The sequence below is a fragment of the Chryseobacterium tructae genome (assembly GCF_030409875.1).
GTDB classification, from domain to species: Bacteria; Bacteroidota; Bacteroidia; order Flavobacteriales; family Weeksellaceae; genus Chryseobacterium; species Chryseobacterium tructae.
Map to the genome: position 1 here is coordinate 197,969 of NZ_JAUFQR010000003.1, position 25,348 is coordinate 223,316.

At 34.6% G+C, this 25,348-nt stretch carries 19 protein-coding genes and 3 pseudogenes; 15 read left to right on the top strand and 7 right to left on the bottom strand.

From position 1 onward, the window contains the following. Window positions 1–34: 34 nt before the first annotated feature. The 7 genes and pseudogenes from bshC to rimP form a co-directional block, all read right to left on the bottom strand. Window positions 35–1,621, bottom strand: coding sequence for a bacillithiol biosynthesis cysteine-adding enzyme BshC (gene bshC / locus QWZ06_RS24610; RefSeq protein WP_290301759.1), 1,587 nt, complete (start codon window positions 1,619–1,621; stop codon window positions 35–37). 14 nt (window positions 1,622–1,635) lie between these two features. Then, window positions 1,636–3,573: a putative porin gene (locus tag QWZ06_RS24615; RefSeq protein ID WP_290301760.1), complete on the bottom strand. Its 1,938-nt coding sequence runs from the start codon at window positions 3,571–3,573 to the stop codon at window positions 1,636–1,638. Between the two features lie 107 nt (window positions 3,574–3,680). Then, a complete protein-coding gene (locus QWZ06_RS24620) occupies window positions 3,681–4,868 on the bottom strand; it encodes a RagB/SusD family nutrient uptake outer membrane protein (protein WP_290301761.1) in 1,188 nt (395 codons plus the stop codon). 10 nt (window positions 4,869–4,878) lie between these two features. Then, window positions 4,879–7,743 (bottom strand): SusC/RagA family TonB-linked outer membrane protein, encoded by a 2,865-nt coding sequence (locus QWZ06_RS24625; protein WP_290301762.1) that lies wholly within the window; start codon window positions 7,741–7,743, stop codon window positions 4,879–4,881. Window positions 7,744–8,342: 599 nt separating this feature from the next. Further along, window positions 8,343–11,292: pseudogene (infB, locus tag QWZ06_RS24630) on the bottom strand (translation initiation factor IF-2). 76 nt (window positions 11,293–11,368) lie between these two features. Then, window positions 11,369–12,604: a transcription termination factor NusA gene (gene nusA / locus QWZ06_RS24635; RefSeq protein ID WP_160137027.1), complete on the bottom strand. Its 1,236-nt coding sequence runs from the start codon at window positions 12,602–12,604 to the stop codon at window positions 11,369–11,371. Window positions 12,605–12,621: 17 nt separating this feature from the next. Then, window positions 12,622–13,089, bottom strand: coding sequence for a ribosome assembly cofactor RimP (rimP, locus tag QWZ06_RS24640; protein WP_290301764.1), 468 nt, complete (start codon window positions 13,087–13,089; stop codon window positions 12,622–12,624). Window positions 13,090–13,304: 215 nt separating this feature from the next. On the opposite strand from rimP, the gene QWZ06_RS24645 reads away from it, so the two are divergent. The 15 genes and pseudogenes from QWZ06_RS24645 (at window position 13,305) to QWZ06_RS24710 (ending at window position 25,339) form a co-directional block, all read left to right on the top strand. Continuing rightward, window positions 13,305–14,618: a UDP-glucose dehydrogenase family protein gene (locus QWZ06_RS24645; protein ID WP_290301766.1), complete on the top strand. Its 1,314-nt coding sequence runs from the start codon at window positions 13,305–13,307 to the stop codon at window positions 14,616–14,618. A gap of 4 nt (window positions 14,619–14,622) precedes the next feature. Next, window positions 14,623–15,701: pseudogene (gene rfbB, locus QWZ06_RS24650) on the top strand (dTDP-glucose 4,6-dehydratase). Window positions 15,702–15,733: 32 nt separating this feature from the next. Next, window positions 15,734–16,596: pseudogene (rfbA, locus tag QWZ06_RS24655) on the top strand (glucose-1-phosphate thymidylyltransferase RfbA). A gap of 172 nt (window positions 16,597–16,768) precedes the next feature. Continuing rightward, on the top strand, window positions 16,769–17,275 hold the full coding sequence (locus QWZ06_RS28050; RefSeq protein WP_353960034.1) for an ABC transporter permease: 507 nt from the start codon (window positions 16,769–16,771) through the stop codon (window positions 17,273–17,275). An 8-nt stretch (window positions 17,276–17,283) separates the two neighbouring features. Further along, window positions 17,284–17,616 carry an ABC transporter permease gene (locus tag QWZ06_RS28055; protein WP_353960035.1) on the top strand — a complete coding sequence of 111 codons (333 nt, stop codon included), beginning with the start codon at window positions 17,284–17,286 and terminating at the stop codon, window positions 17,614–17,616. Between the two features lie 38 nt (window positions 17,617–17,654). Further along, window positions 17,655–18,905, top strand: a complete 1,251-nt coding sequence (locus QWZ06_RS24665) for an ABC transporter ATP-binding protein (RefSeq protein WP_290301767.1) — start codon at window positions 17,655–17,657, stop codon at window positions 18,903–18,905. 34 nt (window positions 18,906–18,939) lie between these two features. Continuing rightward, the gene (locus QWZ06_RS24670) at window positions 18,940–19,263 is read left to right on the top strand and encodes a hypothetical protein (protein WP_290301769.1); all 324 of its coding nucleotides are present in this window, start codon (window positions 18,940–18,942) and stop codon (window positions 19,261–19,263) included. A 23-nt stretch (window positions 19,264–19,286) separates the two neighbouring features. Further along, a complete protein-coding gene (locus QWZ06_RS24675; RefSeq protein WP_290301770.1) occupies window positions 19,287–19,916 on the top strand; it encodes a hypothetical protein in 630 nt (209 codons plus the stop codon). 22 nt (window positions 19,917–19,938) lie between these two features. Next, entirely contained in the window at window positions 19,939–20,337 is a 399-nt protein-coding gene (locus tag QWZ06_RS24680; protein WP_290301772.1) for a sugar 3,4-ketoisomerase, read from the top strand. Then, window positions 20,334–20,804 carry an acyltransferase gene (locus QWZ06_RS24685; protein WP_290301774.1) on the top strand — a complete coding sequence of 157 codons (471 nt, stop codon included), beginning with the start codon at window positions 20,334–20,336 and terminating at the stop codon, window positions 20,802–20,804. The genes QWZ06_RS24680 and QWZ06_RS24685 overlap by 4 nt, the downstream gene beginning before the upstream one ends. Beyond that, window positions 20,788–21,816: a DegT/DnrJ/EryC1/StrS family aminotransferase gene (locus QWZ06_RS24690; RefSeq protein WP_435384144.1), complete on the top strand. Its 1,029-nt coding sequence runs from the start codon at window positions 20,788–20,790 to the stop codon at window positions 21,814–21,816. The genes QWZ06_RS24685 and QWZ06_RS24690 overlap by 17 nt, the downstream gene beginning before the upstream one ends. A gap of 71 nt (window positions 21,817–21,887) precedes the next feature. Beyond that, the gene (locus tag QWZ06_RS24695; protein WP_290301775.1) at window positions 21,888–22,784 is read left to right on the top strand and encodes a glycosyltransferase family 2 protein; all 897 of its coding nucleotides are present in this window, start codon (window positions 21,888–21,890) and stop codon (window positions 22,782–22,784) included. Between the two features lies 1 nt (window position 22,785). Next, window positions 22,786–23,592, top strand: coding sequence for a glycosyltransferase family 2 protein (locus QWZ06_RS24700; protein WP_290301776.1), 807 nt, complete (start codon window positions 22,786–22,788; stop codon window positions 23,590–23,592). A gap of 135 nt (window positions 23,593–23,727) precedes the next feature. Next, the gene (locus QWZ06_RS24705; protein WP_290301778.1) at window positions 23,728–24,396 is read left to right on the top strand and encodes an NAD-dependent epimerase/dehydratase family protein; all 669 of its coding nucleotides are present in this window, start codon (window positions 23,728–23,730) and stop codon (window positions 24,394–24,396) included. A gap of 1 nt (window position 24,397) precedes the next feature. Next, entirely contained in the window at window positions 24,398–25,339 is a 942-nt protein-coding gene (locus QWZ06_RS24710) for a glycosyltransferase family 2 protein (protein WP_290301779.1), read from the top strand. The last annotated feature ends 9 nt before the right edge of the window (window positions 25,340–25,348 follow it).

Consider the following 25,348-nt stretch of genomic DNA (forward strand, 5'->3'; position numbering starts at 1 on the left):
GATAATTATAATTTACAAAAATACTTCTTTAAAATTAAATGGCAACAATTATTAATTTGGAATCTTGAACCACCATCTCTTCCAAACAATTTTCAAGCCATGCATAGCCTTCATCCGAAAAGAATACACTAAAATTAAAAACTCTTTCCTGCCACGTTTTAGAAGGGTGTACAGCTAAAAACAGATTTTCAAGTCTTTCCAGCAATTCGTTCTGCTTTATTTTTTCAGCATGAAGAAGACGTTTTTTCATCCTTTTAAATGATTTCAGCTGTCTCACTTCTTCTGCTTTTACCATATTCCCAAAGGATTTCTCAGTGGTTTCAGCAGATGCTCTTAATTCAGCAAAATTACTAACCAGTATATCTTCTTTCTTATCCAATAATTCTAAAATAGGATTATCTTTTAAAATCTTTTGATTGGTAATTACTGTAAAATTCTGGAAAAAATCTCCTATGTTAAGCTCCAGTTTCTCAATTTTCTTCAATGTTTTCTCTTTTAGGAAAAGCATAGAGTTTCTTGGAATCAAAATAGGGAAAGGAATATTGATTTTTGAAAAATAGTCTTTGAGCTCCAGCCAATACATAATTTCAGCATTTCCTCCGATATAGGCAAGATTGGGCATTACCTTTTCCTGATATACAGGACGCATTAATGCATTTGGACTGAATTTTTCAGGATGGTTTTCAAGTTCTGCAATGATCTCTTCTTCTGTGAATTGAATATTCGTATCTACAACAATATATTTCTGCCCGTTAAAATCAATTCTGTCTCTTGTTTCGGAAAGATAGAAAAGATTAATATCACGAGGGTTCACCTGAACTTTTCCATATTTCTCGGTCAGGAAATTGACTTTATCTTTTGAGTTTTTCTGTAAACTAAAATGAAGCAGCTCATCTTTAAAGACCTCTTTAATTTGTTCTTTAAGCTCTTTCGAATCCCCATCCAGCATCAATAATCCAAATTCTGAAAAAAGACGATTAACCAAAATCTGGATAGCCTGTGTCAAAGTATTTCCAATCTTATAGGCTTCTTTCAACATTAAAATCAATTCTGTTCCAAAAACAGAATCTTTGAATTCTTTTTCAAATTCAGAGATAAAGTAATTATCATTCATCTGAATCCTACCCACAGGGCCACCGGATTTCTCATTGATTTCATAATAATTATTCTCTGTCTTAAAGTGATTGATCTCTGCAAAGTCATGGTCTTCTGATGCCATCCAATATACCGGAACAAAATTAAAATCCGGAAAATGTTCTTTAAGATAGGTGCAGGTTTTAATGGTTTGCAAAATTTTATACACAAAAAAAACCGGACCGGAAAACAAATTCAGTTGATGGCCTGTTGTAATGGTAAAAGTATTGGGTTGCTTCAGATTTTCAAGATTATCTTTCTGTTTTGAAGAAAGATTAAGATCTGATAACTGTTGATCAAATACATTAAACAAGATATTCCTCTGCTCTGAAGAGAAAGAATCTTTCTTTAAGTGGATCTGCTGGCTGAAGTGCTCTACAGAAAATGTTTTATCTTCAAAACCCTCAATATTCTGATTCAAAAAATCTTTTACTAATTGAGGTATGCTTTCTATATCATTAAATGATATTTTGTTAATTGTTTTCAACCTGTATGTAGTTTTTAGTTGAACAAATACCACAAAATTCCAATATTCAATCTGAAATCATACACTGGATAATGTGGAAATGCATAAGCTTTGTTATTTGAAATAAAGGTTCCTATCTGTTGCCCTTCTATGAAAAAGAACATTTTTTTCACCTTCATATTAATATATAGATCAGCAATTGGCTGCCCTCCGATGGAGAATGAATTCGTGCCAGGAAGAACATATTCGTTAAGAACCGGAAAATACTCTCTGGAGTTAAATTTAGAGAAATAATATACTTTAAGTCCTGCCTGAATTTCTGCTGCTTTTTTAAATGCCTGCGTTTGGTAGAAGAAATTTGCTCTTCCCACAAAGCTTGGCATTGGAAGAAGATCTTTATTGGTTAATGCATTTTGGAACTGCAGTCTTGTATTCAAATGGAATTTACCATAGCTAAAAGTAGCATCCCCTCCTACCTGAGAAATACTCAATGAGTTTTCACTCTGCTTAGGAGCAGCATTGTTATCAAAATAAGTATAGTTATCAATTCTGAAGTAGTTGGCAAAAAGCTCTGTTTTAAACCATTTTAAATTGATACTTCCACCTAATTCCATCACTGATTGATTCTTTGCATTTTCAAGATAATAATTAAATTTATTATAAACTGAAGTATTCAATAAATAGTTGAATGATGGATAAGCACTTTGGAAATTCACTTTTGCATTCACAAAGTAGTCTTTTATGGGCTCAAACTTCAGATTATTGGTCGTTTTTAAATAACTTTTAAACTCGCTTCCGTTGGAGAACTCAAGGAATGAATTCAACTGTACTTTATCCCAAAGTTTCACCTCTAAATTCCCTACGGCTCCAATTCTGCTTTCTTTAAGCTCACCAGGAATAGGAACGTTATTAAGAACAACCATATCTCTTATCCCAAATTTAATCATCTGATAGCGAACCCCTGCATCTAATTTGAATTTTTCATTATTAAAAACCAAACTCAAAGTATTACTCAGATTGCTTGAATACTTTTTCGTTGTCCAAGGCATTCCATTCACTAACTCTGTAGGAGCCTTATACCAATATGTTTCTAGCGCATCTTGGTTATAGTAATATTTATTCCCTTGATGAGAAATTGTATGTCTGATACTGAAAGGAAATTTTTCAGCATCGAAAGGGGTAAACTGATGACTCAGATAATATCTTCTATAGGCAAATTGTGAACTTGTGGAAGATAAATTCACCTGTGCATTTTGTCTATTCTTATAGTTACTGTCTCCACTTTGGAATAGATTATCTTCAGTAATTCCACCACTTTCCTGATTGTTGACATTCTGATGAAGGTAGTGCGCAAAAAGCTCATACTTTCCAGTTTTTGAAACATAGTGTCCCGAGAATATGGTATTATTGTTCGCTGCTAATGAATTTCTGTAAAGACCTTGTGAACGAAGTCCCATATATTCAATTGCAAAGTTGAATCTTTTTCCGATATTTTGAGTATAGGTAGAATTTAGTGCCGCTCCGTTTCTCATCGCATTATGATAAATGAATGTGGCAGTAGGTGTTTTCACATCATAGTACTTTACATCATTTGCTCCCAAGATCAGATAAGATTTATTGGAAGGTAATAAAGATAAGTTCTGTTCTGCATTCACTTCAAATACAAGCGGATTGAATCCCGAACCAATATTGGCAGGTTGTATTCTTCCGAAGTTGTCTCTGTTATTATATTGTGAAAAGATATAAGTTTTATCAAAAGTCATTACCGTATCAAAAACTTTCTTTTCTGAAAATTGAGTTTGATACAGATAATCATTGATGGTAGGTTTAAAAATTATCAAGGAATCTTTCTTTCCGGAATCTATGACCAGAGTGTCTCCCGACTTTTTATTTTTTTGAGCTTCTTCTGTTGTAACAACTTGTGCATGGGCAGCGAAGCCGAAGAAAGTGATTATGAAAAGGATATACTTCATTATTCATTATTGTACAGCAAAAATAAGAAATAATAGTAAATAAAAAACCCCTGCTATATGCAGGGGTTCTATATATAATATGTTAAATATTACTATAATTTTGGAAATTATTGTCCTAAAAGTTCATTAGCATCTACAGCTCCCTGAGGGAAAGGCAGTTTATACTTTTCTCCTTTAAGCTTAAGATCAGACCATCTTACCCACTCAAAAGATAATTCCAATCTTCTTTCATTATCTAAAGAAAGAGTTGAATTTCTTTTAGTTTGTAATTCTGTTAATCTATTAGCATTTCCAGCTTCTGCAGAAATTAAATACATTTCCGGGATTCTTGAGATCAAAAGATCAGAATCATCAGATCTACTATATTTATTAGAGAAAACAAAGTTTCCAGTAGATGGAGCCTCATCAAAATCAAATAAAACTTTTCTAGTATCATTCGTTCCTAACAAGTTTAAAAGGCTTTGAGAAGCTGCAAAACAGTTCCACGTGCTTGCGTCATAACTTAAGATCCAACCCCAAGATCCGTTTTCCTCAGCTCTATTTCCTTTAAACTTAAGAATGGTTTCAGCATCTAGATCTTTAGGATTATCTGAAATAGCAAACTTACCACTCTTAATCAATGCTTCAGCTTCAAGACCTGCATTTTGAATATCTCCATTCATTCTGTAAACTCTAGCAAGAAGAGCCATAGCAGCTTCTTTTGTAGGTTTTAAAAGAGCTTTAGGATCATTGGCATTGAAAGGCTCAATATTATCTTTTGCAAATTTTAGATCATTGATAATAAAATTTAAAACGTCTTTCGGAGAAGAAGCTTTGATTGCACTACCATCATAAGTTTCATTAACCAATGGAACACCCTCATATAAATCATATAATCTTAAATAAGATAATGCTCTCACATATCTTGCTTTTCCTTTTTGAGCATTAGAAGCTGTTGATACTCTTATTACCGTGTTTGCTCTATTAATTGATTTATAAAAATCTTTATATAAGTAAGTTAATAGAATATCTCCTGGAGGTGTCGTATGTTCATACATATACTTAACCTGAACCCACTGAAATTTAACTGGTTCAAGATTATCCTGAGCTAAGATTTCCGGAGCCATAATATTGAAGAAACCATAATCATTTGGTTTCATAACACTACTATAAGCACCAATTAATAACTTATCAACATCATCTGAAGATAGGGGAGAGTTAGCATCTAAAGCTACCTCAGACTGAATATCCAATGCTTTTTCACATGAACTTACTAATAGCCCAAATGCTAGTAATAATATACTTATTTTTTTCATTTCTTTCTAATTAAAAGTTAACATTTAACCCTAAACTATATACCTTCACATTTGGAATACCATTTAGATCAAATCCTGACGTTATTTTACTTGTATCTGCTGTACTCTGATTAGACACTGCAGTTTGGTCTACATAGTACGTTTCTGGATCTACCCCTGAATACTTAGTAAATGTAAATGGATTTCTTACCTGAGCATATACTCTCATTGATTTGATAAAACCTAATTGAGTTTTGTCAAAATTGTACCCAATTGTAATGTCTGTAATTCTTAAGTAATCAGCATCTTCCAAGAATCTTGAAGATCTTTGATTATTCCAAGATGCAACAGCTCCTGCTAAATGCGGGCGAGGAACATTAGTATTTGTATTGTTAGGTGTCCAATAATTCATTTCTTCTGCAACCATATTCGCAGAGAACGATGGATAGCCTATAGAACCTCCATTTAATTGACTTTCTTTATACAATGCATATACTTTTTTTCCAATAGAATATTGAGCATTAATGGAAAGATCTAATCTGTCATAACTAAATCTAGTAGAAATACCTCCATAAATTGGAGCAATACCTCCATTAAATACTTTTCTATCTCTAGAGTCAATTATTCCATCTCCATTGATGTCGTTATAGATCATATCCCCAGCCTGAACAACTTTTGTTACATTACCACTCTGATCTTTATATTCATAGCGTTCTTTAGCCACTCCTAAAGCTTCAATAAAGAAGAATGATCCTAAAGGTTCTCCTTCTTTTACGATTGCATCAAAACCTGTTGTAAACTGTCCTGTTTTTGTTCCAATCTTTTCTACAACATTCTTATTATAAGAGAAGTTAGCAGCAAAATCCCACTTAAATCTCTCTCCTTTAATAATTTTTGTATCTAAGCTAACTTCAATCCCTTTATTATTAATAGATCCAATATTACTTAACATACTACTAAATCCTGACTCTTGAGGAACTGGAAGTCTATACAATAAATCTGATGTAGTTTTATTATAGTAATCTACCGTCAAGTTAACTCTTTTGTTGAACATGGATATATCCATACCTGCATCAAAAGATTTACCTTTTTCCCACTTTAAATTAGGGTTATACATTTCTGTAACAGCTGTTCCAGGCTCTTGATTATGATTCTGTCCTGCAGCAATAAGGTTAAGTCCTCCTGAATAAGGAATACCAGTCTGGTTTCCAGTAAGACCATAAGAAGCTCTCAACTTCAATTCATTGATAAAAGGAACTTTGAAGAATTCTTCATTTGATACAGTCCATCCAAGTGAAGCTGCTGGGAAATTACCCCACTTATTACCTTTTGCAAATTTTGAAGAACCATCATATCTGGTTGATAGCATTAAGTTATACTTATTATCCCAAGTCAACTGAGCTCTTCCGAAGAAAGATGCTAATGACATAGAGATCATATAACTTCTTCCATTGTTAATTGTTGCCGCAGAAACTAACCACGGTAAGCTATTAGATGGGAAATTCTCACCTTGAACAAAAGAATCTTCATATTGCCAATTCTGGAACGACTGCCCAACTAAAACACTTAGCTTTAGTCTATTATCTACAAACCCCTTATCATAAGAAGCCGTATTTTCGATCAAATAATCTCTGTTATTTCTTGTTCTATACAGGCCATACCCCCATGGTACTCCAGCATTTTCTCCTCTTCTTGTATTAGGGGCATCAAATCTGCTATATCTCTCAGATGCAATATTACCACTGATTGAGGTTTTTAAAGTAATTTCCTTAATAGGGTTATAGATCGCGAAGAAATTAGCCCCAATATTTTGCCATTTGTCCCAAACTTGACGTTCGTATGCAAATAGAGGATTGTTAAAACTAAATCTATTAGGTTTACCATTAGCACCATATGGAGCCATGTTTGGAGGGGCACTCATTGCATTGGAATAAGGCTGATAAGTATCATTATCATCTGCAACTGGAACCGCTTTTGAGTAGGTAAAATATGAATTTACACCAATTTTAAAATTATCGGCAAACTTTTGTTCAACATTCAATCTTGCTCTTGATATTTCATAATTATCCCCGATGATAATACCATCTTGCCCAATATGAGAGGCAGAGAAATACATTTTAGACATTGGCCCACCCGCAGTAAAGCTTATCTGATTATTTGTAATGGCACCTGTTTGTAAAACGTAGTCCATCCAGTCTGTATTTATCCCAGTATCTGTCATTGGTGTTAATCCAATTTGGCTAGCAGGCTTTGGTAAAATACCTGCTGCAATATCATTCAGATAATTCTGTCTTGCTACGTCATGAACCTGCTTATACTGTTGAGCATTCAATAGCCTCGGTCTTTTGATCACTTCCTGAATACCATAAGATGATGAAAAAGAAACACTAGGTTTTCCATTATATCTTCCAGCCCTTGTTTCAACCAATACAACCCCGTTTGAGGCTCTGGAACCATAGATCGCCGCAGAAGCTGCATCTTTCAAGATTTCCATACTACTGATATCTTCCGGAGCAAGGTTTCCTAATGATTCCTGAGGAATCCCATCAATGATATAAAGAGGGTTATTGGATGCACTTAATGATCCATTTCCTCTAATACTAATTTTGGTATTATTTCCGGCACGTCCACCTGTATTTGCTACCTGAACCCCAGGAGCTTTTCCTTGTAAGGCTAATTCAACGGATGCAACCGGCTGCTCTTGCAAAACTTCACTCTTAACGGTTGTAATAGCACCCGTAACGTCAGTCTTCTTTTGCTTTCCATACCCAACCATCACAACCTCGTCAATCTGAGTTTCTTTAGCCGTAGTATCTTTCTTAACTTTTTGAGCAGACACAGCCTGTCCTATAAAGAACAATGCTCCAACGCTCAATACACGTAGTTTAACATTCATATTAACAAATTTTAATATATTTTAGTCGCAAATATGTTAATAAATATTAACACTAGCAAATTTCATGTATAAACAAAGTCCATTTTCATTCACAATCTCATAGACAGAACCCCTTATAAACAAAAAGATTCACAATATTAAGTCCACTTTATTTAACAAAAAATAAAATAAGCGTTTTAAAAAGCGATTTAACAATTAATAATTCGATGAAAAAAAAATTATTTATAATAAATCTAAATTACAATAGCGCTAATTTTCAACCAAATACATCTTTATTTATAAAAATATTAATAGTTTTTGGCAAGCTATAAACTTTTATATATTTGAGTATATTTTTTTAGACTTATTCAATAAAATCCCAAGCCACTCATTTTCTGTATTATATCTTAAACCACTCATAAAAAAGATTTTAACACACTACAAACGGTAAGTCAATCTTATTTTCATCAAATAAATAAGCATTAAAAAACGAAATTTTATATTTAGAATTTTTACAATAAGGAATATAAATTCCTAAGCATAATATCAAATTCAAAAAGCACATAAACAAAATAAGCCGTCTCAATGAGACGGCTTATTTTTATCTATTTATCTGAATATTATTTCAGCTTTTTCTTAACTGCTACTTCTTCATAAACTTCAAGAATATCTCCGATTTCAATATCATTGTATCCTTTAAGGTTCAGACCACATTCGTAACCTTTTGTTACTTCTTTCACATCATCTTTGAAACGCTTTAAGCTTTCAAGCTCGCCATCAAATTTCACAATACCATCTCTCAACAAACGTACCTTAGATTGTCTTGTTACTTTTCCGGTAAGAACCATACAACCAGCAATTGAACCAACTTTAGAAATCTTGAATACCTCACGGATTTCAACATTACCAATTACTTGCTCCTGAATTTCTGGAGAAAGCATTCCTTCCATTGCTTCTTTTACTTCATCAATTGCTTTATAGATTACAGAATATGTTCTGATTTCAATTTCCTCACGGTCTGCAAGTTCTTTTGCATTAGCACCAGCTCTTACGTTGAATCCAATGATAATAGCATCTGATGCTGCTGCTAAGTTGATATCAGATTCAGTGATCTGTCCTACACCTGAGTGAAGAATTTTCACGCTGATTTCTTCTGTTGATAATCTTTGTAACTGATCAGACAATGCTTCCACTGAACCATCCACGTCACCTTTAAGGATAATATTCAATTCTTTGAATTCTCCTAAAGCAATACGTCTACCCAATTCTTCAAGCGTTGTATGTTTTTTCGTTCTGATAGAAAGTTCTCTCTGAAGTTGTTCTCTCTTATTTGCAATGGTTTTACCCTCACTTTCGTCAGCATATACTCGGAATTTATCACCTGCTGTAGGTGCCCCATCCAAGCCTAAGATTGTTACAGGAATAGATGGCCCTGCTTCCGAAAGATTTCGTCCTCTTTCATCAAGCATGGCTTTTACTTTACCATGATTTTTACCAGCAACTACATAATCTCCAACTTTCAGAGTTCCTGCCTGCACTAACATAGTGGCAACATATCCTCTTCCTTTATCCAATGAAGCTTCAATAACAACACCTTGAGCATTTCTACTAGGATTAGCTTTTAGATCAAGCATTTCTGCCTGAAGTAATACTTTCTCTAATAGAATATCCATGTTATTACCAAATTTCGCAGAAATTTCCTGAGCCTGAACATTCCCTCCCCATTCTTCTACAAGGATATTCATCCCTGAAAGCTGCTGACGGATATTATCAGGATTTGCATTTGGTCTATCAACCTTATTCAATGCAATAATCATAGGTACACCTGCTGCCTGTGCGTGAGAAATAGCTTCTCTCGTTTGAGGCATTACATCGTCGTCTGCTGCAATTACAATAATAGCAATATCGGTAATCTGAGCACCTCTAGCTCTCATTGCTGTAAAGGCTTCGTGACCTGGTGTATCTAAGAATGTAATTCTCTGTCCGTTTTCAAGTTTAACATTGTAAGCACCAATATGCTGAGTAATTCCTCCGGATTCACCTGCAATTACATTTGTTTCTAATGTAGTCAAGTAATGATGTTTTACCATGGTCAACGTGTCCCATTACAGTAACAATTGGAGCTCTAGTAACTAGATCTTCTTCGTTATCGATTTCATCTTCAGCATCACTTTCTTCAAGATCAGCATCTGAGAATTCAATTTTATACCCAAATTCATCTGCTACTAATAACAAGGTATCAGCTTCTAATCTTTGGTTCATAGTAACCATTACCCCAAGTGAGAAACAAGCAGAGATAACTTCAGTTGGAGAAACGTTCATTAAACTTGCTAATTCACCTACTGTGATAAATTCTGTCACCTTCAGTGTTCTGTCCTGTGCTTCAAATTCTTGTTGACGCTCATCCTGTTCTCTACGGTAAGTTCTTTTATCCTTTCTGTGTTTTGCAGATTTAGATTTACCTCCTTTATTGGTAAGTTTTTCTAAGGTTTCCTTGATCTGGTTTTTAACTTGCTCGTCAGTTAATTCAACTGGCATAACTCTTTGACCAGGTCTGTTGTTTTGACCTCCTTTCTTGAATCCACCACCTTGGCCACCTGGACGGTTTCCACCTTGGTTATTTCCGAAACGGTTTCCACCTTGGCCACCTTGACCTGGTGGGCGATTTCCTTGTCCACCTTGTCCTTGACGGTTTCCACCTTGTCCACCACCATTGTTATTATTGTGCGGACGGTTTCCACCCTGGCCACCTTGGTTATTATTTCCAGAGTTTTGATTATTTCCACCTTGGCCTTGATTATTATTCTGACCACCTGGCTTTTCAATTCTCTTTCTTTTCTTTTTAGCACCAGCTCCTGGTTTTGGTGCAAACTGAGTTAAGTCAATTTTTTCACCTACGATCTTAGGACCGTCCAGTTTCTGATAAACAGTTTCAATTTTTTGAGGTTCCTGATTTTCAGGTTCAGCTTCCACTTTTGGAGCTTCTATTTTTTTCTCTTCTACCACTGGTTTTGGAGTTTCTTTTACAGGTTCAACCGGTTTTGCTTCTTCTTTTTTCTCCTCCATTTTTGGCTTGTCTTTTTTCACAGGTCTATTTCTAGATTCTATTTGAGACAAATCAATTTTATCCAAAACTTTAAATTCCTGCTTTTCAGGAGCTGCTTTTACTTCCGGTTCTTCTTTCACAATTTCTTCTTTCTTTTCTTCCACCGGTGTCGCTACAGGAGCTGCAGGGGTTTCTTCAACTTCAGGCTTAGTAGGTTCTAAATCTATCTTACCTAAAATTTTAGTTTCTGGTTTGTTTGCTTTAGCTCTTATCACTTCAGGGGTTTTCTTCTCTTCAATTTCCAGTTTTTCTTCCGGAACTTTAGTGATCACCACCTCATGGGAAGCTTTTCTTTGTTCGCCATCTTTAGCAAACTCAGCTTCCAATGCAGAATATGCCGATTCTTCCAATTGAGCGTTAGGATTGCCTTCAACCTCGAAACCCTTTGAGTGTAAAAACTCTACTAATCTGGACATCGAGATGTTGAATTCCTTAACCGCTTTATTTAATCTAATTTTTGGCATCTATATTATTTACTGTTTTTTAATTTTTAAAATTAAAGTATTTCCTTTTCACTGTTTATTAAGATTTATTTACATCTTAATCTTCAAATTCTTCTCTCAGAATACGCTTAACCTCTTCAATTGTTTCTTCTTCAAGGTCAACCATATTTAAAAGACTCTCAGTTTCTTTATCAAGTACTGATTTTGCAGTTGTAAGTCCTACTTTCTTAAATTCATCCAAAATCCACTGCTCAATATCGTCATTGAATTCTCTCAATTCAACATCGTCATCCTCGCTGGACTCTCTGTAAACATCAATTTCATATCCTGTCAACCAAGAAGCCAATCTGATATTCTGCCCTTGTTTTCCGATTACTTTAGAAATCTCTTCAACTGGAGTATACACTAATGCATAGTTTGCCTCTTCGTTGATATCAATTTTATTAATAGTAATATTACCTAAAGATCTCTTCACCAAAATTTCAGGGTTTTTAGACCACTGAATAACATCGATGTTTTCATTTTTCAACTCTCTTACTACTCCATGAATTCTGGATCCTTTAACCCCCACACAAGCTCCTACAGGATCAATTCTGTCATCATAAGCATCTACTGCAATTTTCGCCTTTTCTCCAGGAATTCTCACTACCTTTTTCAAGATAATCGTTCCGTCTTGGATTTCAGGAATTTCCAGCTCTAATAATTTCTCTAGGAATTTAGGTGCAGTTCTGGAAATAATAATCTGCGGTTTTGAACCTTTAAAATCTACTGTCTCAACAATAGCTCTGATATTCTCACCCTTTTTAAAGAAATCGGATGGGATCTGGTTTTCTTTTGGTAAAATGAATTCGTTTCCTTCGTCATCTAACAAAATTACATGTTTGTGACGGATGTGGTGAATTTCACCGACAACGATTTCACCAATTTTATCTCTAAACTGTTCGTACAGCATAGCATTGTTATGCTCTTGAAGTTTTGTAGCCAGAATTTGCTTTAAGGTAAGAATATTTCTTCTTCCCAACTGTGCAACAGGAATTTCCATTGTAAAGTCCTCACCTACTTCGAAGGTAGGATCAATCTTCTTTGCTTCAGAAATTTCAATTTCCAAATCATCATCTTCAGACATTTCGTCCTCTACAATTGTTTTATTTAAAAATATCTGAAAATCTCCTTTATCCGGGTTTACAATTACATCAAAATGGTCATCTGAATCGAATCTTTTTCTCAAAAGTGTCTTCAGTGAATCTTCAATAATTGCCATAAGATCAATCTTACTGATCCCTTTTTCGTCTTTAAAATCACCAAAGGATTCAATCAACGCTATATTATCCATCTATTTTTTTTTCTTTTTTAAAATTTAATTACTACTAATGCCTTTTTGATCTCAGTGTAAGGAATTTCTTTTTCCTCTTCCACATCCACCTTTCCTTTTCCGATATCTTTCGGTTTACGGTAACGTAAAACAAGAGTGATCTTCTCTTCGTCTACTTTTGACAATTCCCCTTCTATTTTAGAAGAATCCTCCAGCATCACTTCAATCTCTCTTCCTATGTTTTTATTGAACTGTCTTGGTGTTACTAATGGCTCGCTTAATCCCGCAGACATTACCTGAAGGCTAAAGTCGTGTTCTTCACGATCCATATTAAATTCTATGGCACGGCTTGCATCAAGACAATCCTGCAAAGAAACTCCATTATCACCATCTAAAATCACTGTAACATCATCCCCTGCAGAGATCTTAAGATCAATAAGAAAAAGATCTTCTCTGTTCTCAAGGAATTCATTTAATAATTCTTCAATTCTTTTTTTAAACTCCATACATTCTTTTATCTTGATTTACAGTACGAAAAAAGGCTTTCTTGCGAAGCCTTCCCATTTTTTCCGTAAATCCATTGCAAATATACGCTTTTTTTCCAAAAATGCAAAATTATCTTATTATCAAGCAAATAGAACGAAATTCATTTACATTAAATTAAACAAGTAAGTGAAGGTATTTTTATTATTTTTGTCTTTGAATTTAAAAAACAAACATTTTGAATATAACGATTGTAGGAACAGGTTACGTAGGGTTAGTTACAGGAACTACTCTTGCGGAGCTTGGCAATTCAGTATACTGTGTTGATATTGATGAAAAAAAGGTAGAAGGCATGAAAAACGGCATTGTTCCCATCTACGAGCCGAACCTTGAAGAGATGTTCCTTAGAAACATCCAATCTGAAAGATTATTTTTCACTACCAATTTAAAAGAAGCTTTAGACAAAAGTGAGGTGATTTATCTGGCCTTACCTACTCCTCCGGGTGAGGATGGTTCAGCAGATCTCTCTTATGTATTAAAGGTCGCAAATGACATTGGAGAAATGATGACCGAATACAAGGTTGTTGTCAATAAAAGCACTGTTCCTGTAGGCACTGCAGACAGAGTAAGAGAAGCTATATCATCTAAAACAAACATCCCTTTTGATGTTGTTTCTAATCCCGAATTTTTAAGAGAAGGCTTTGCTGTTGAAGATTCAATGAATCCTTCAAGGGTAGTGGTTGGAGCAAGCTCTGAAAAGGCAAAAGAAATTATGGCTAAAATATACCAGCCATTTACCAATACGGGAATCCCTATTATTTTCATGGATGAAAAATCATCCGAACTCACAAAATATGCCGCTAACTCATTCCTTGCAGTAAAGATTACCTTTATGAATGAAATCGCTAATTACTGTGAAAAGGTAGGTGCTGATGTAGATAAAGTAAGATTAGGAATGGGAAGTGATGACAGAATCGGACACCGATTTCTATTCCCAGGCATTGGATACGGCGGGAGCTGTTTTCCTAAAGATGTAAAAGCCCTTATAAAATCGGGAAAACAAGAGGATTTCAACTTCCAGATTCTAGAGGCTACAGAAAATGTAAATACATCTCAGAAGGTTATTCTTGTTTCTGAAATTGAAAAATATTTTGGCGGAAATGTTGCTGGAAAAAAAATTGCCATGTGGGGATTAGCCTTCAAAGCTAACACAGACGACATTAGAGAAGCCTCTTCTTTAGACAATATTGCCCTTTTATTAGAAAAAGGCGCAAAAATTGTAGCTTATGATGCTGTTGCTGAAAATAATGTCCAAAAACTATTGGGTGATAAAATCCAATATGCTAAAGGAATGTATGATGCACTGGAAGATGTAGATGCCTTATTTATTGCTACAGAATGGCCAGAATTCAAAAATCCTAATTTCGAGCTTATGGCTAGAAAAATGAAAAATAAGGTGATTTTTGATGGTAGAAATATGTATCCGCTTGAAATCCCTGAACAAAATGGGTTTTATTATAAAAGTATAGGTAGAAAGACAATTACAAAATAAAGAAATGAAAAATATTATTATTACGGGAGGAGCAGGATTCATTGGATCCCATGTTGTAAGAGAATTTGTAAAAAACAATCCGAAAAGTATGATCATCAATCTTGATGCTCTTACTTATGCTGGAAATTTGGAAAACCTTAAGGATATTGAAAATGAACCTAATTATGTTTTCGAAAAAGCAGATATTACAAAACCTGAAGAATTAAGAAGGGTTTTTGAAAAATACAACCCAGATGCGGTTGTACATTTAGCTGCAGAGAGTCACGTTGACAGAAGTATCACCGATCCGATGGCATTTATCAACACGAATGTAAATGGTACTGCCAATCTTCTTAATCTCTGTAAGGAGTTTTGGATCTTAAATCCAGATCATACCCACGGAAGATTCCCTGATGAAAAAAGAACAAACCTTTTTTATCATGTTTCTACGGATGAAGTATATGGAAGCTTAGGAGAAACAGGTTTTTTCCTTGAAACGACTTCTTATGATCCTCAATCTCCATATTCTGCTTCAAAAGCAGCTTCAGACCACCTGGTTAGAGCCTATGGAAATACATATGGAATGCCATTTATTGTATCTAACTGTTCCAATAATTATGGACCCAATCATTTCCCTGAGAAATTAATTCCCCTTTGTATCTCTAATATTATTAATGAAAGCCTTTGCCTATTTATGGTGATGGAAAATATACAAGAGATTGGTTATTTGTAATTGATCATGCTAAAGGAATACACCAGATCTTCAACGAAGCAAAAACCGGAGAAACTTATAATATAGGAGGATTCAATGAATGGCAGAACATTGATTTGGTTAAAGAATTAATCAAACAGATGGATGCTAAACTTGGAAAACCTGAAGGCTATTCTGAAAAACTGATCACATTTGTCAAAGACAGACCGGGGCATGATAAACGTTATGCTATTGATGCCACTAAATTAAATAAGGATTTGGGATGGAAGCCTTCCGTAACATTTGAAGAAGGATTAGGAAAAACCATAGACTGGTACCTTGAGAACAAGGAATGGCTTGAGAATGTAACCAGCGGAGATTACCAAAAATACTATGAAAATCAGTACAATTAGTATTGCCAATCACAGAATATAAAATAAAAAAGATGAAAGGAATAATATTAGCCGGAGGATCCGGAACAAGACTTTACCCTCTAACTATTGCCGTAAGCAAACAGCTAATGCCTGTTTATGATAAACCGATGATCTATTATCCATTATCCACTTTACTTTTAGCTGGAATTAAGGATATTCTGATCATTACAACCCCACATGATCAGGCTGGGTTCATTAAACTATTAGGTGATGGCTCTCAGATTGGTTGTAATATAGAATATATTGTACAACCAAGCCCAGACGGTCTGGCACAAGCTTTATTCTAGGGGATAAGTTTATAGGTAATGATCCGGCAGCTCTTGTTTTAGGAGACAACATCTTCTATGGTTCTGAAATGGGGACTTTATTAAAAAATAAAACAAACCCTAATGGAGGCGTTGTTTTTGCTTATCACGTTGCAGATCCTGAAAGATATGGAGTTGTAGAATTTGATGATAACTTCAAGGCTGTTTCTATTGAAGAAAAGCCTTTAAAACCAAAATCAAATTACGCGGTACCGGGTCTTTATTTTTACGACAATAATGTGGTAGAAATTGCTAAAAACATAAAACCATCCGCAAGAGGAGAATTAGAAATCACAGATATTAACAACGTTTATCTAAAAAATGAAAAACTTGAAGTAGGTGTTTTGGACAGAGGTACCGCTTGGTTGGATACCGGAACTTTTGATTCCCTTAATGATGCTTCGGAATTTGTAAGTGTTATTGAAAAAAGGCAAGGCTTCAAGATTGGATGTATTGAGGAAATTGCTTTTAGGAATAAATTCATCAATGAGGAAAAATTATTGGAAACGGCAGCAAAATATGGAAAAAGTGGCTATGGTCAATATTTGAAACAACTCGTTGGTCAATAGACTTACTATTTATAAACCTTGCAAACTATTGGCTTTACAGCCAATAGTTTTTGCCTATAATAACAAATATCAATATATTAGTTGATATTTTTTAGTTTTATGTAAACAATAATTTACAGACTAAGAAATCCGGTAAGAATTAATTATTATAAATTTGCAAAAACTTACACAGATGAATGAACCACAGCAAAAGTGGACAGAAACAATTGAAGCGAATCATTCTTTATTTGATTTAAAGCTCAAAGAAGTATGGCGGTATAAGGATCTTGTTTACATGTTTGTAAAAAGAGATTTCATATCGAGCTTCAAGCAAACCATTTTGGGGCCAATCTGGTTTTTTATTAACCCGGTTTTAACAACAATAGTCTATCTGGTTGTTTTTGGAGCGATTGCCAAACTTCCTACAGATGGTGCACCCCCTATTTTATTTTATCTGTCTGGTGTAACTCTCTGGAATTACTTCTCAGCTTCATTGCTGACTACTTCCAGTACCTTTGTAGGGAATTCAACCATTTTCGGAAAAGTGTATTTCCCAAGACTGGTAACGCCACTTTCAGTTGTCATCTCAAACCTGATGCGTTTTGGAGTACAATTCCTTCTATTCCTTCTTGCATGGGCTTATTATCTGAGCCAGGGAAAGGTGCAACCTAATATCTGGATTCTTGCGACTCCTTTCTGATTATACTGATGGCCTTTTTTGCGTTAGGAGTAGGTATGATATTTTCGGCACTTACTACAAAATATAAAGATTTGAGCATGCTTTTGGGATTTGGAGTCAGTTTATATATGTATGCTACTCCGGTTATCTATCCGGTATCTTCCCTTCCGGCAGGATTCAAAAAGCTTGCTTACTATAATCCGCTTACGGGGATTTTCGAGTGTTTTAAGTATGCATGGCTTGGCGTAGGTGATTTTTCGCCATTAATGCTGGGAATCAGCACAGTTCTGATTCTTATTCTTTTGCTATTGGGAATACTGATCTTTAATAAGGTTGAAAAGACCTTTATGGACACCGTATAAGATTTAACTGTTATCTTTAATCTAAAATCAATCAAAACATGCTGGCTTTAAAAGCAGAAAACATATCAAAACAATACCGTCTGGGACAGGTGGGAACGGGGACTCTCTCCCATGACCTTAACAGATTCTGGCATAAAGTAAGAGGGAAAGAAGATCCTTATCTAAAAATTGGTGAAACGAATGACAGAACAACAAAAGGAGATTCTGAATATGTTTGGTCACTCCGTGATATCAATTTTGAGATTGAACAGGGAGATGCTGTAGGAATTATAGGAAGAAATGGTGCTGGCAAATCTACTTTACTCAAACTTTTAAGTAAAGTAACCAAACCAACAACCGGAAAGATTTATACTCAGGGAAGAATTGCCTCATTGCTGGAAGTAGGAACAGGATTTCACCCTGAAATGACAGGGCGTGAAAATGTATATCTTAATGGTGCTATTCTCGGAATGACCAGAAAAGAAATCACCCGAAAATTTGATGAAATCGTAGATTTCTCTGGAGTTGAAAGATATATTGATACTCCAGTGAAAAGATATTCTTCAGGAATGTATGTTCGTCTGGCATTTGCTGTGGCGGCTCACCTTGAGTCTGAAATTCTGATTGTAGATGAAGTGCTTGCAGTAGGAGACTCTGAGTTTCAAAAGAAATGTCTTGGAAAAATGGGTGACGTAACAAAGGGGCAAGGAAGAACGGTACTTTTTGTAAGTCACAATATGGCTGCTATTAATGAACTTTGCAACAGTGCTATTCTTTTAGATAAAGGATCTGTAGTAATGCAAGGTGATAAGGATAAATGTATTATTGAATATCAACGTAAGAATTCATATATCTCCCATTATGAAGCCCCAAGAGATAATTTCGAAATAGGTAATGAAAAAATTAAAGTTCAGGCTTATTCGGCAACACCTATTCAAGGAAATGTCCTGAATATCAATTCAGGAGTAAAAATAAAAATAGATTTTATAAGTACCATTCAAAATGCTACTGTAGATCTTTCGTTTTATGTGAAAAACTCACATGAAGTAATTGTAATGAGTAATGGTTTTATGATTAGCGAAAACGGAGAACCTGGTGCGTATTCTATGAGCTTTGATATTCCTGCTAATATATTGAATGAAGATTCTTATTATTTTGATATGTTCTGGGGAATAAACCGTTCTGAGATTGCATTCAAAACTCAATCTTTTGGTTTTGAGATCAATGGAATCAGAAATCAATTCGGTGACATCAAAAAATCACCCGGTGTAATTTCACCCGCTATTGTTTCGGAAATCAAAAAATTATAACTTTTCAGTACTCATCATTTCAAAATAATTCATCATGCTTTTAAATATTATCTTTTCATATAACCGTGCAATGCAGGTAGATTATCTGCTAAGTACTATTTTAAAAAAAATCAAGATAGATGATTATGAGACGGTTATTTTATATCACACTACCGGAAATCATCATTTAGGGTATAAAAAATTAATTGAAAAGTATAAAAACTATCCCAATATTTGTTTTGAAGAAAGAAAAGAAATATGGTTTGATTCCGCTTTTTTCAAAACACTTACCAACAAAAAAAATTTAAAATTCTTTCTAGAGAAAAATCTAAAGAATAAACAAGGTGATAACTTCAAAGGGCTGCTTCAGGATTACTAAGAAAGACCAAACATGAGTTGGTTATGTTCAATACTGATGATGGGGTCTTTTATAATGATGTAATTCTGGATGAAGAAGTTCTTTCAGAATTTAAAAAAGATCCTGAAAATTCATCTTACAGAATGTATGTAGGTGATAATATTGAAGGTTTCCCCGATTATATTCAGAAAAAAGGCAATCATTATGAATGGGATTACTATGCGGATAAAAATATTACGCACTGGTCTTATCCTTTTTCAGTTGACGGAACGGTATACAACGCTAAACATTTGTTAAAAGTTTTAGAAAAAATACCTTATCACAACCCGATTACTTTAGAAGAAAATGTGTTCAGACATGCATTACAGCATAAACTCTTTAGAAAAGGAATGAGCCCATTACAAACCAAACTGGTAGGTACAACTTTAAACAGGGTTTCTGTAGAAACATTCAACCCAACCATCAATATAAGTGTTGATGAATTAAATGAAAAATTTGTCGAAGGCTATACTCTTTACCTTGGACTTCCTGATCATATTGATGTGGTCAATATTGTTCCATTTGAAGTAAGTGTAGTAAAAGGCAATCAGAAAGTACTTCTATATTCTTTGGATGAAGATGGAAAGAAAATACAAAATTCGTATGGAATTGAAGGGACTAAAAACGAGTCCTAATAGATATATAAATTAAAAGATTATGACTCCGCATATTATAGATTTTTTAAAGATCGGATCTCCGGAATTAGGATATATTACTGTAGCTGAAGCTCAAAAAAATGTTCCTTTTTCCATCAACAGAGTTTACTGGACTTATTTTACCCCTCAAGATGTAATCCGTGGAGGACATGCCCATAAGAAACTGCAGCAGGTTATCTTTGCAGTTTCGGGCACCATAGAATTCAATACCCAGGATTTGGAAGGTAATGAGGCTACATTCATTTTAGACTCGCCTTCCAAAGGACTTTATATTCCGGAATTAATCTGGAGAGACATTAAGTTCAGTCACAATGCTGTTCTTTTATGTCTGGCATCTGAACTTTACGAAGAAGATGATTATTTCAGAGATTTTGAAGATTTTAAAAACCACAAAAAATGATACATCCTTTAGCTGACGTACAATCTCAAAATATAGGTGAAGGAACTTTTGTATGGCAGTTTTGTGTCATTTTAAAAGGAGCAAAAATTGGCAATGGGTGCAACATCAATTGTCAGGTACTTATAGAAAATGATGTTACCATTGGAGATCATGTTACGATAAAACCCGGAGTTCAGATCTGGGATGGTGTTGACCTTGAAGATAATGTATTTATAGGGCCTAATGTAACTTTTACTAATGATCTTTTTCCAAAGTCTAAGAATAAAGAATTCAAACTGGAGAAAACATTGGTAAAAAAAGGAGCTTCCATTGGTGCCAATGCTACTATTTTAGCAGGAATCACCATCGGCGAAAATGCATTAATCGGTGCCGGAAGCGTGGTTACTAAAAGTGTTCCTGATAACGAAATATGGGTTGGAAACCCTGCAAAATTTTTAAAGAATAATAAGAATGATAAAGTTTCTTGATTTACAAAAAGTTAATCTTAAATATCAACAAGAAATAGAGGATAGCTTACTTCAAACTTTCAGATCTGGATGGTATCTTTTAGGAGAAAAAACCAAAGCTTTTGAAAGTAATTTAGCTCAATATATAGGAACAAAACATGCCATTGGCGTAGCGAACGGACTGGATGCGTTGCGTCTCATTCTTCGTGCTTATATAGAACTAGGAATTATGAAACCCGGAGACGAAATTCTTGTTCCTTCGAATACTTATATCGCTTCTATATTAGCTGTTTCTGATAACGGACTGGTTCCAGTCCTGGTAGAGCCAGAAATCAATACATACAATATTGATATTGCTAAAATTGAAGAAAAGATTACATCAAAAACAAAAGGAATTCTTATTGTTCATCTTCAGGGAAGAATTGTATTCTCGGAACAGCTTAAAGAAATTGCTCAGAAACATGATTTAAAAATCATTGAAGATAATGCTCAAACCATCGGAGCAGAATGGAACGGCATAAAATCCGGAAATCTAGGAGATGCCGCTGGATTTAGCTTTTATCCTGGGAAAAACCTAGGAGCATTAGGAGATGCAGGTGCTGTAACGACCAATGATGATGAACTTGCAAAGGCCATCAGAGCATTGGCTAACTATGGTTCTAACCAAAAATATGTAAACATTTATCAAGGATTAAATTCCAGACTTGATGAGCTACAGTCCGCTGTTTTAGACATCAAACTTAAATATATTGATGACGAAAATAACGCAAGGAGAATTATTGCGAAAAGATTCATCAATGAAATCACCAACCCTGATATCATCCTTCCTGAATATCCTGAAAATGAACATGAACATGTATGGCATGTTTTCGTTATCAGAACTCATAGAAGAGATGCACTTCAGGCTTATCTTACGGAACATGGAATACAAACTATCATCCACTACCCTATTCCTCCTCACAAGCAGGAAGCCTACAAAGAGTGGAATGATCTGTCTTTCCCGATCAGTGAAAAATTCATGCAGAAGTTTTAAGCCTTCCGATTTCCTCAGTTTTAGAAGAAGAAGAAATACAAACCATTATTAAAACGGTAAACGAATTTTAAATGGAACAGCCATTAGTAACAGTGGTTGTAGTTTCCTATAATCATTCTCAATTCATAAAAGAAAACCTGGACAGCATAAAAAGTCAAACCTACAAAAACATTCAGCTGATTGTAGGGGATGATGCTTCCCCAGATCATTCAGTAGAAGTTTTTGAACAGTGGCTGCAGGAAAATAACTATCCTGCAGAAAAAAACTTCCATACTAAAAATACAGGCCTGCCAACCATGCTGAATGAATGTATGGATCTGGCCAAAGGAAAATATATAAAAATCATAGCAGCCGATGATTTTCTGCACCCGGAATCTATTGAAAAATCAGTTTCTACATTAGAAAGATTAGGAAATGAATACGGAATGTCTTTTTCTCACACGCATGCTGTGAATAATGACAGTGAAATCATTGAGGATATTGCAGACTATGATGCTTTAGGCAAAATAGATCCTCGTATTTTCAATGAAGAGCTCTTGAAAGGGAACAGAATTGCAGCTTTAACGGTATTATTAAGAACAGATGTCGTAAGGGAGACGGGCAAATATGATGCACAATTTATTATAGAAGACTATTACCGATGGCTAAAGGTCAGCCAAAAATATCTCATCGCTTATATCCCGGAAAAGCTGGCTTATTATAGACTGCATACCGATAATATATCCAAAGTAAAAGCTGACAGAATTGAAATGGAAGCGGCTTTGCTGCAGATGATGTTTGATAAAAAAGGAGTTTCAAGAGGAAGCATCAATTATATTACTCAGAAATTATATCAGTCAGGAGCACAACTTCCTGAGGAATATACCAATGCCTACCATGCCTATCCGTTTCGTTCAAAAAAACTGGACTTCGCCATAAGGAAGAAGCTTCCTTTTTCTTTGTATAAGATATTAAAGAAAATTATCTAAAATGAATCCTTTAATTTCCATCATCGTTCCTTGCTACAATCAGGCTGTTTATCTTGATGAATGTCTTGAATCTGTACTTCAGCAAACCTATCAAAACTGGGAATGTATTATTGTCAATGATGGTTCTCCAGACAATACTGAGGATCTTGCAAGAAAATGGGTAGAAAAAGATACCCGTTTTCAGTATGTTGATAAGAAAAACGGAGGTTTATCTTCCGCAAGAAATGCTGGAATAGCTGTTGCAAAAGGAGAATGGATTTTACCATTAGACGCAGATGATAAAATATCTCCGGCCTATCTGGAACTGGCTGAGAAAGAATTCAGCAATGGGTACACTGTCATTTATTGTGAAGCTGAAAAATTTGGTACAGAAAATGAAAAATGGATTCTGCCCGAATATACTCCACAAGCTTTAGCCGTAAGAAATGTTATTTTTTGTACGGCATTTTTTAAAAGAACAGATTGGGAAAAAGCCGGCGGATATGATACCAGCCTTATTTATGGCCTGGAGGATTGGGAATTCTGGATCTCCATTCTTAAAAACGGAGGTAAAGTGTATAAAATCAAAGAAATTTGTTTCTATTACAGGATCAAAGAAAACTCTATGATTAAAGACATGATCTCTGATAACGGAGACATGAAGAAAATGGTAACCCACAATATTGTGTACAGAAAACACATCGAGTATTTCACAAAGGAACTCGGTAGTTTTGAGAAGCTCTACGATAATAATCAACATTTGAAAAGCATCCTCAACAGTAAGAGGTATGTTTGGGCAAATAAAATTTTTAATCTTTTCAACCGATGAGAAAAAAGGAAGAGAAGGCCGGTTACCCCAACAAAATGAAATACTATTCATATATTTGAGTATCTGAATGAAATGATTTTTTTTCAGATATGGAATATTGTTCCCCTATAACACAATTAATGAAACAACTAAGGTATGATTATTGGCAACGGTATTATAGCAAATGCTGTAAAATCTTATGACAGACAAGATATAGTTTTTTTTGCTTCAGGAGTATCTAATTCACTGGAAACTAGAGATTCAGAATTTGAAAGAGAGTTTTCTCTTTTAAAAACGGTCTATGGAGATAACAGAGAAAAGAAACTGATTTATTTTTCTACCCTCAGTATCCATGACCAATCAAAGCAGAATAGCCCCTATGTCCTCCATAAAAAAGAAATCGAAAACTATATAGAAAATAATGTTGATCATTACCTCATCTTAAGAATAGGAAATATTGTAGGAAAAGGTGGAAACCCCAACACGCTTTTCAACTTTCTGAAGACACAGATTACAAACCATAATGAATTTACCCTGCATCTGAAAGCCAGAAGACTTCTTTTAGACATTGAAGATATCTCCAGATTTGTAGAATCTCATGGTCTGCATTCCCATAATAAAACTATCAATTTCTCCTTTCCTTATTATTACGATTTAAAGGAAATCATCAGTGCTATTGAAAAAGAAACAGATAAAAAAGGACTTTATACTGAAGCTCATGAAGGTGATTTCTACAAAGTAGATTTTGATGAAGATATCATGGCTTTTTTCTCTGGAAAAACACCAGAGAGCTATTTAGAAACATTAACCAGAAAGTATATTTAAGATGGCTAATTTTTATGTAATTATTGTTACTTACAATGCCATGAAATGGGCAGAAAGATGTTTTACAAGTTTACGAGATTCCAACATTCCAGTAAAGACAATCGTTATTGATAACGGTTCCACGGATGGTACTCAAGAGTATATTAAAATAAACTTTCCTGAAGTTGATTTTATTCAGTCTTCGGAAAATTTAGGTTTTGGTAAAGCCAATAATATTGGTATTGAAAAAGCGTATAAAGAAGGAGCCGATTTCTTTTATTTGATGAATCAGGATGCATGGATTTTCCCAGACAGTATGGAACAATTGCTGGAAGTATACAACAGCCATCCCAACAAAGAACAACTCGGTATCTTAAGCCCGATGCATTTAGACGGAAGCGAAAAAAAATTAGATTCCCATTTTGAAAATTATCTGGGAAAATATGCCAAAACAAACCGTTTAATTTCTGACCTATTTTTAAAACAGCTAAATAAATGGTACGAAATAGATTTTGTAAACGCTGCACATTGGTTATTACCTAAGTCTACCATTGAAACCGTTGGTGGTTTCAATCCGTTTTATTTCCATTATGGTGAAGACTATGACTATTTAAATCGTGTTGTTTATAATAAAAAGAAAGTTATACTTTGCCTGGATAGCCTTGTAGTTCATGATACTAAACAGCATAAAGCTTTTCAAAGTCCCGAAGCCGCTTATAAAGAAAAATGGCTTTCATTGAGGTTACAAAAACAAACCGAATTTATGAATCCTGCCTTTGATTTTGATCCCGTAAAAATAAAAAAACAGTTATTATGGGATTTTTATAAATTCGCATTAAAAGGTTATACAAAAGAACGTATTGAGCAACGTGAAATGAATAAGTATTTTTTACCTCGCTTACAGGAAATTCATGAGCATCGTCAAAAAATCATCAACTCTTCACACCCATTTTTAAATATCTAAAAATTTCTA

Bases quoted from the DNA above. Each gene is read 5' to 3' on its own strand.
- QWZ06_RS28055 (WP_353960035.1), top strand. From the start codon at position 17,284: ATGGCCTTTTTTGCGTTAGGAGTAGGTATGATATTTTCGGCACTTACT.
- QWZ06_RS24670 (WP_290301769.1), top strand. From the start codon at position 18,940: ATGCTTTTAAATATTATCTTTTCATATAACCGTGCAATGCAGGTAGAT.
- QWZ06_RS24665 (WP_290301767.1), top strand. From the start codon at position 17,655: ATGCTGGCTTTAAAAGCAGAAAACATATCAAAACAATACCGTCTGGGA.
- rimP (WP_290301764.1), bottom strand. From the start codon at position 13,089: ATGGAGTTTAAAAAAAGAATTGAAGAATTATTAAATGAATTCCTTGAG.
- QWZ06_RS24685 (WP_290301774.1), top strand. From the start codon at position 20,334: ATGATACATCCTTTAGCTGACGTACAATCTCAAAATATAGGTGAAGGA.
- QWZ06_RS24710 (WP_290301779.1), top strand. From the start codon at position 24,398: ATGGCTAATTTTTATGTAATTATTGTTACTTACAATGCCATGAAATGG.
- QWZ06_RS24615 (WP_290301760.1), bottom strand. From the start codon at position 3,573: ATGAAGTATATCCTTTTCATAATCACTTTCTTCGGCTTCGCTGCCCAT.
- QWZ06_RS24625 (WP_290301762.1), bottom strand. From the start codon at position 7,743: ATGAATGTTAAACTACGTGTATTGAGCGTTGGAGCATTGTTCTTTATA.
- QWZ06_RS24705 (WP_290301778.1), top strand. From the start codon at position 23,728: ATGATTATTGGCAACGGTATTATAGCAAATGCTGTAAAATCTTATGAC.
- QWZ06_RS24620 (WP_290301761.1), bottom strand. From the start codon at position 4,868: ATGAAAAAAATAAGTATATTATTACTAGCATTTGGGCTATTAGTAAGT.
- QWZ06_RS24700 (WP_290301776.1), top strand. From the start codon at position 22,786: ATGAATCCTTTAATTTCCATCATCGTTCCTTGCTACAATCAGGCTGTT.
- QWZ06_RS24690 (WP_435384144.1), top strand. From the start codon at position 20,788: ATGATAAAGTTTCTTGATTTACAAAAAGTTAATCTTAAATATCAACAA.
- QWZ06_RS24675 (WP_290301770.1), top strand. From the start codon at position 19,287: ATGTTCAATACTGATGATGGGGTCTTTTATAATGATGTAATTCTGGAT.
- QWZ06_RS24695 (WP_290301775.1), top strand. From the start codon at position 21,888: ATGGAACAGCCATTAGTAACAGTGGTTGTAGTTTCCTATAATCATTCT.
- nusA (WP_160137027.1), bottom strand. From the start codon at position 12,604: ATGGATAATATAGCGTTGATTGAATCCTTTGGTGATTTTAAAGACGAA.
- QWZ06_RS24680 (WP_290301772.1), top strand. From the start codon at position 19,939: ATGACTCCGCATATTATAGATTTTTTAAAGATCGGATCTCCGGAATTA.
- QWZ06_RS28050 (WP_353960034.1), top strand. From the start codon at position 16,769: ATGAATGAACCACAGCAAAAGTGGACAGAAACAATTGAAGCGAATCAT.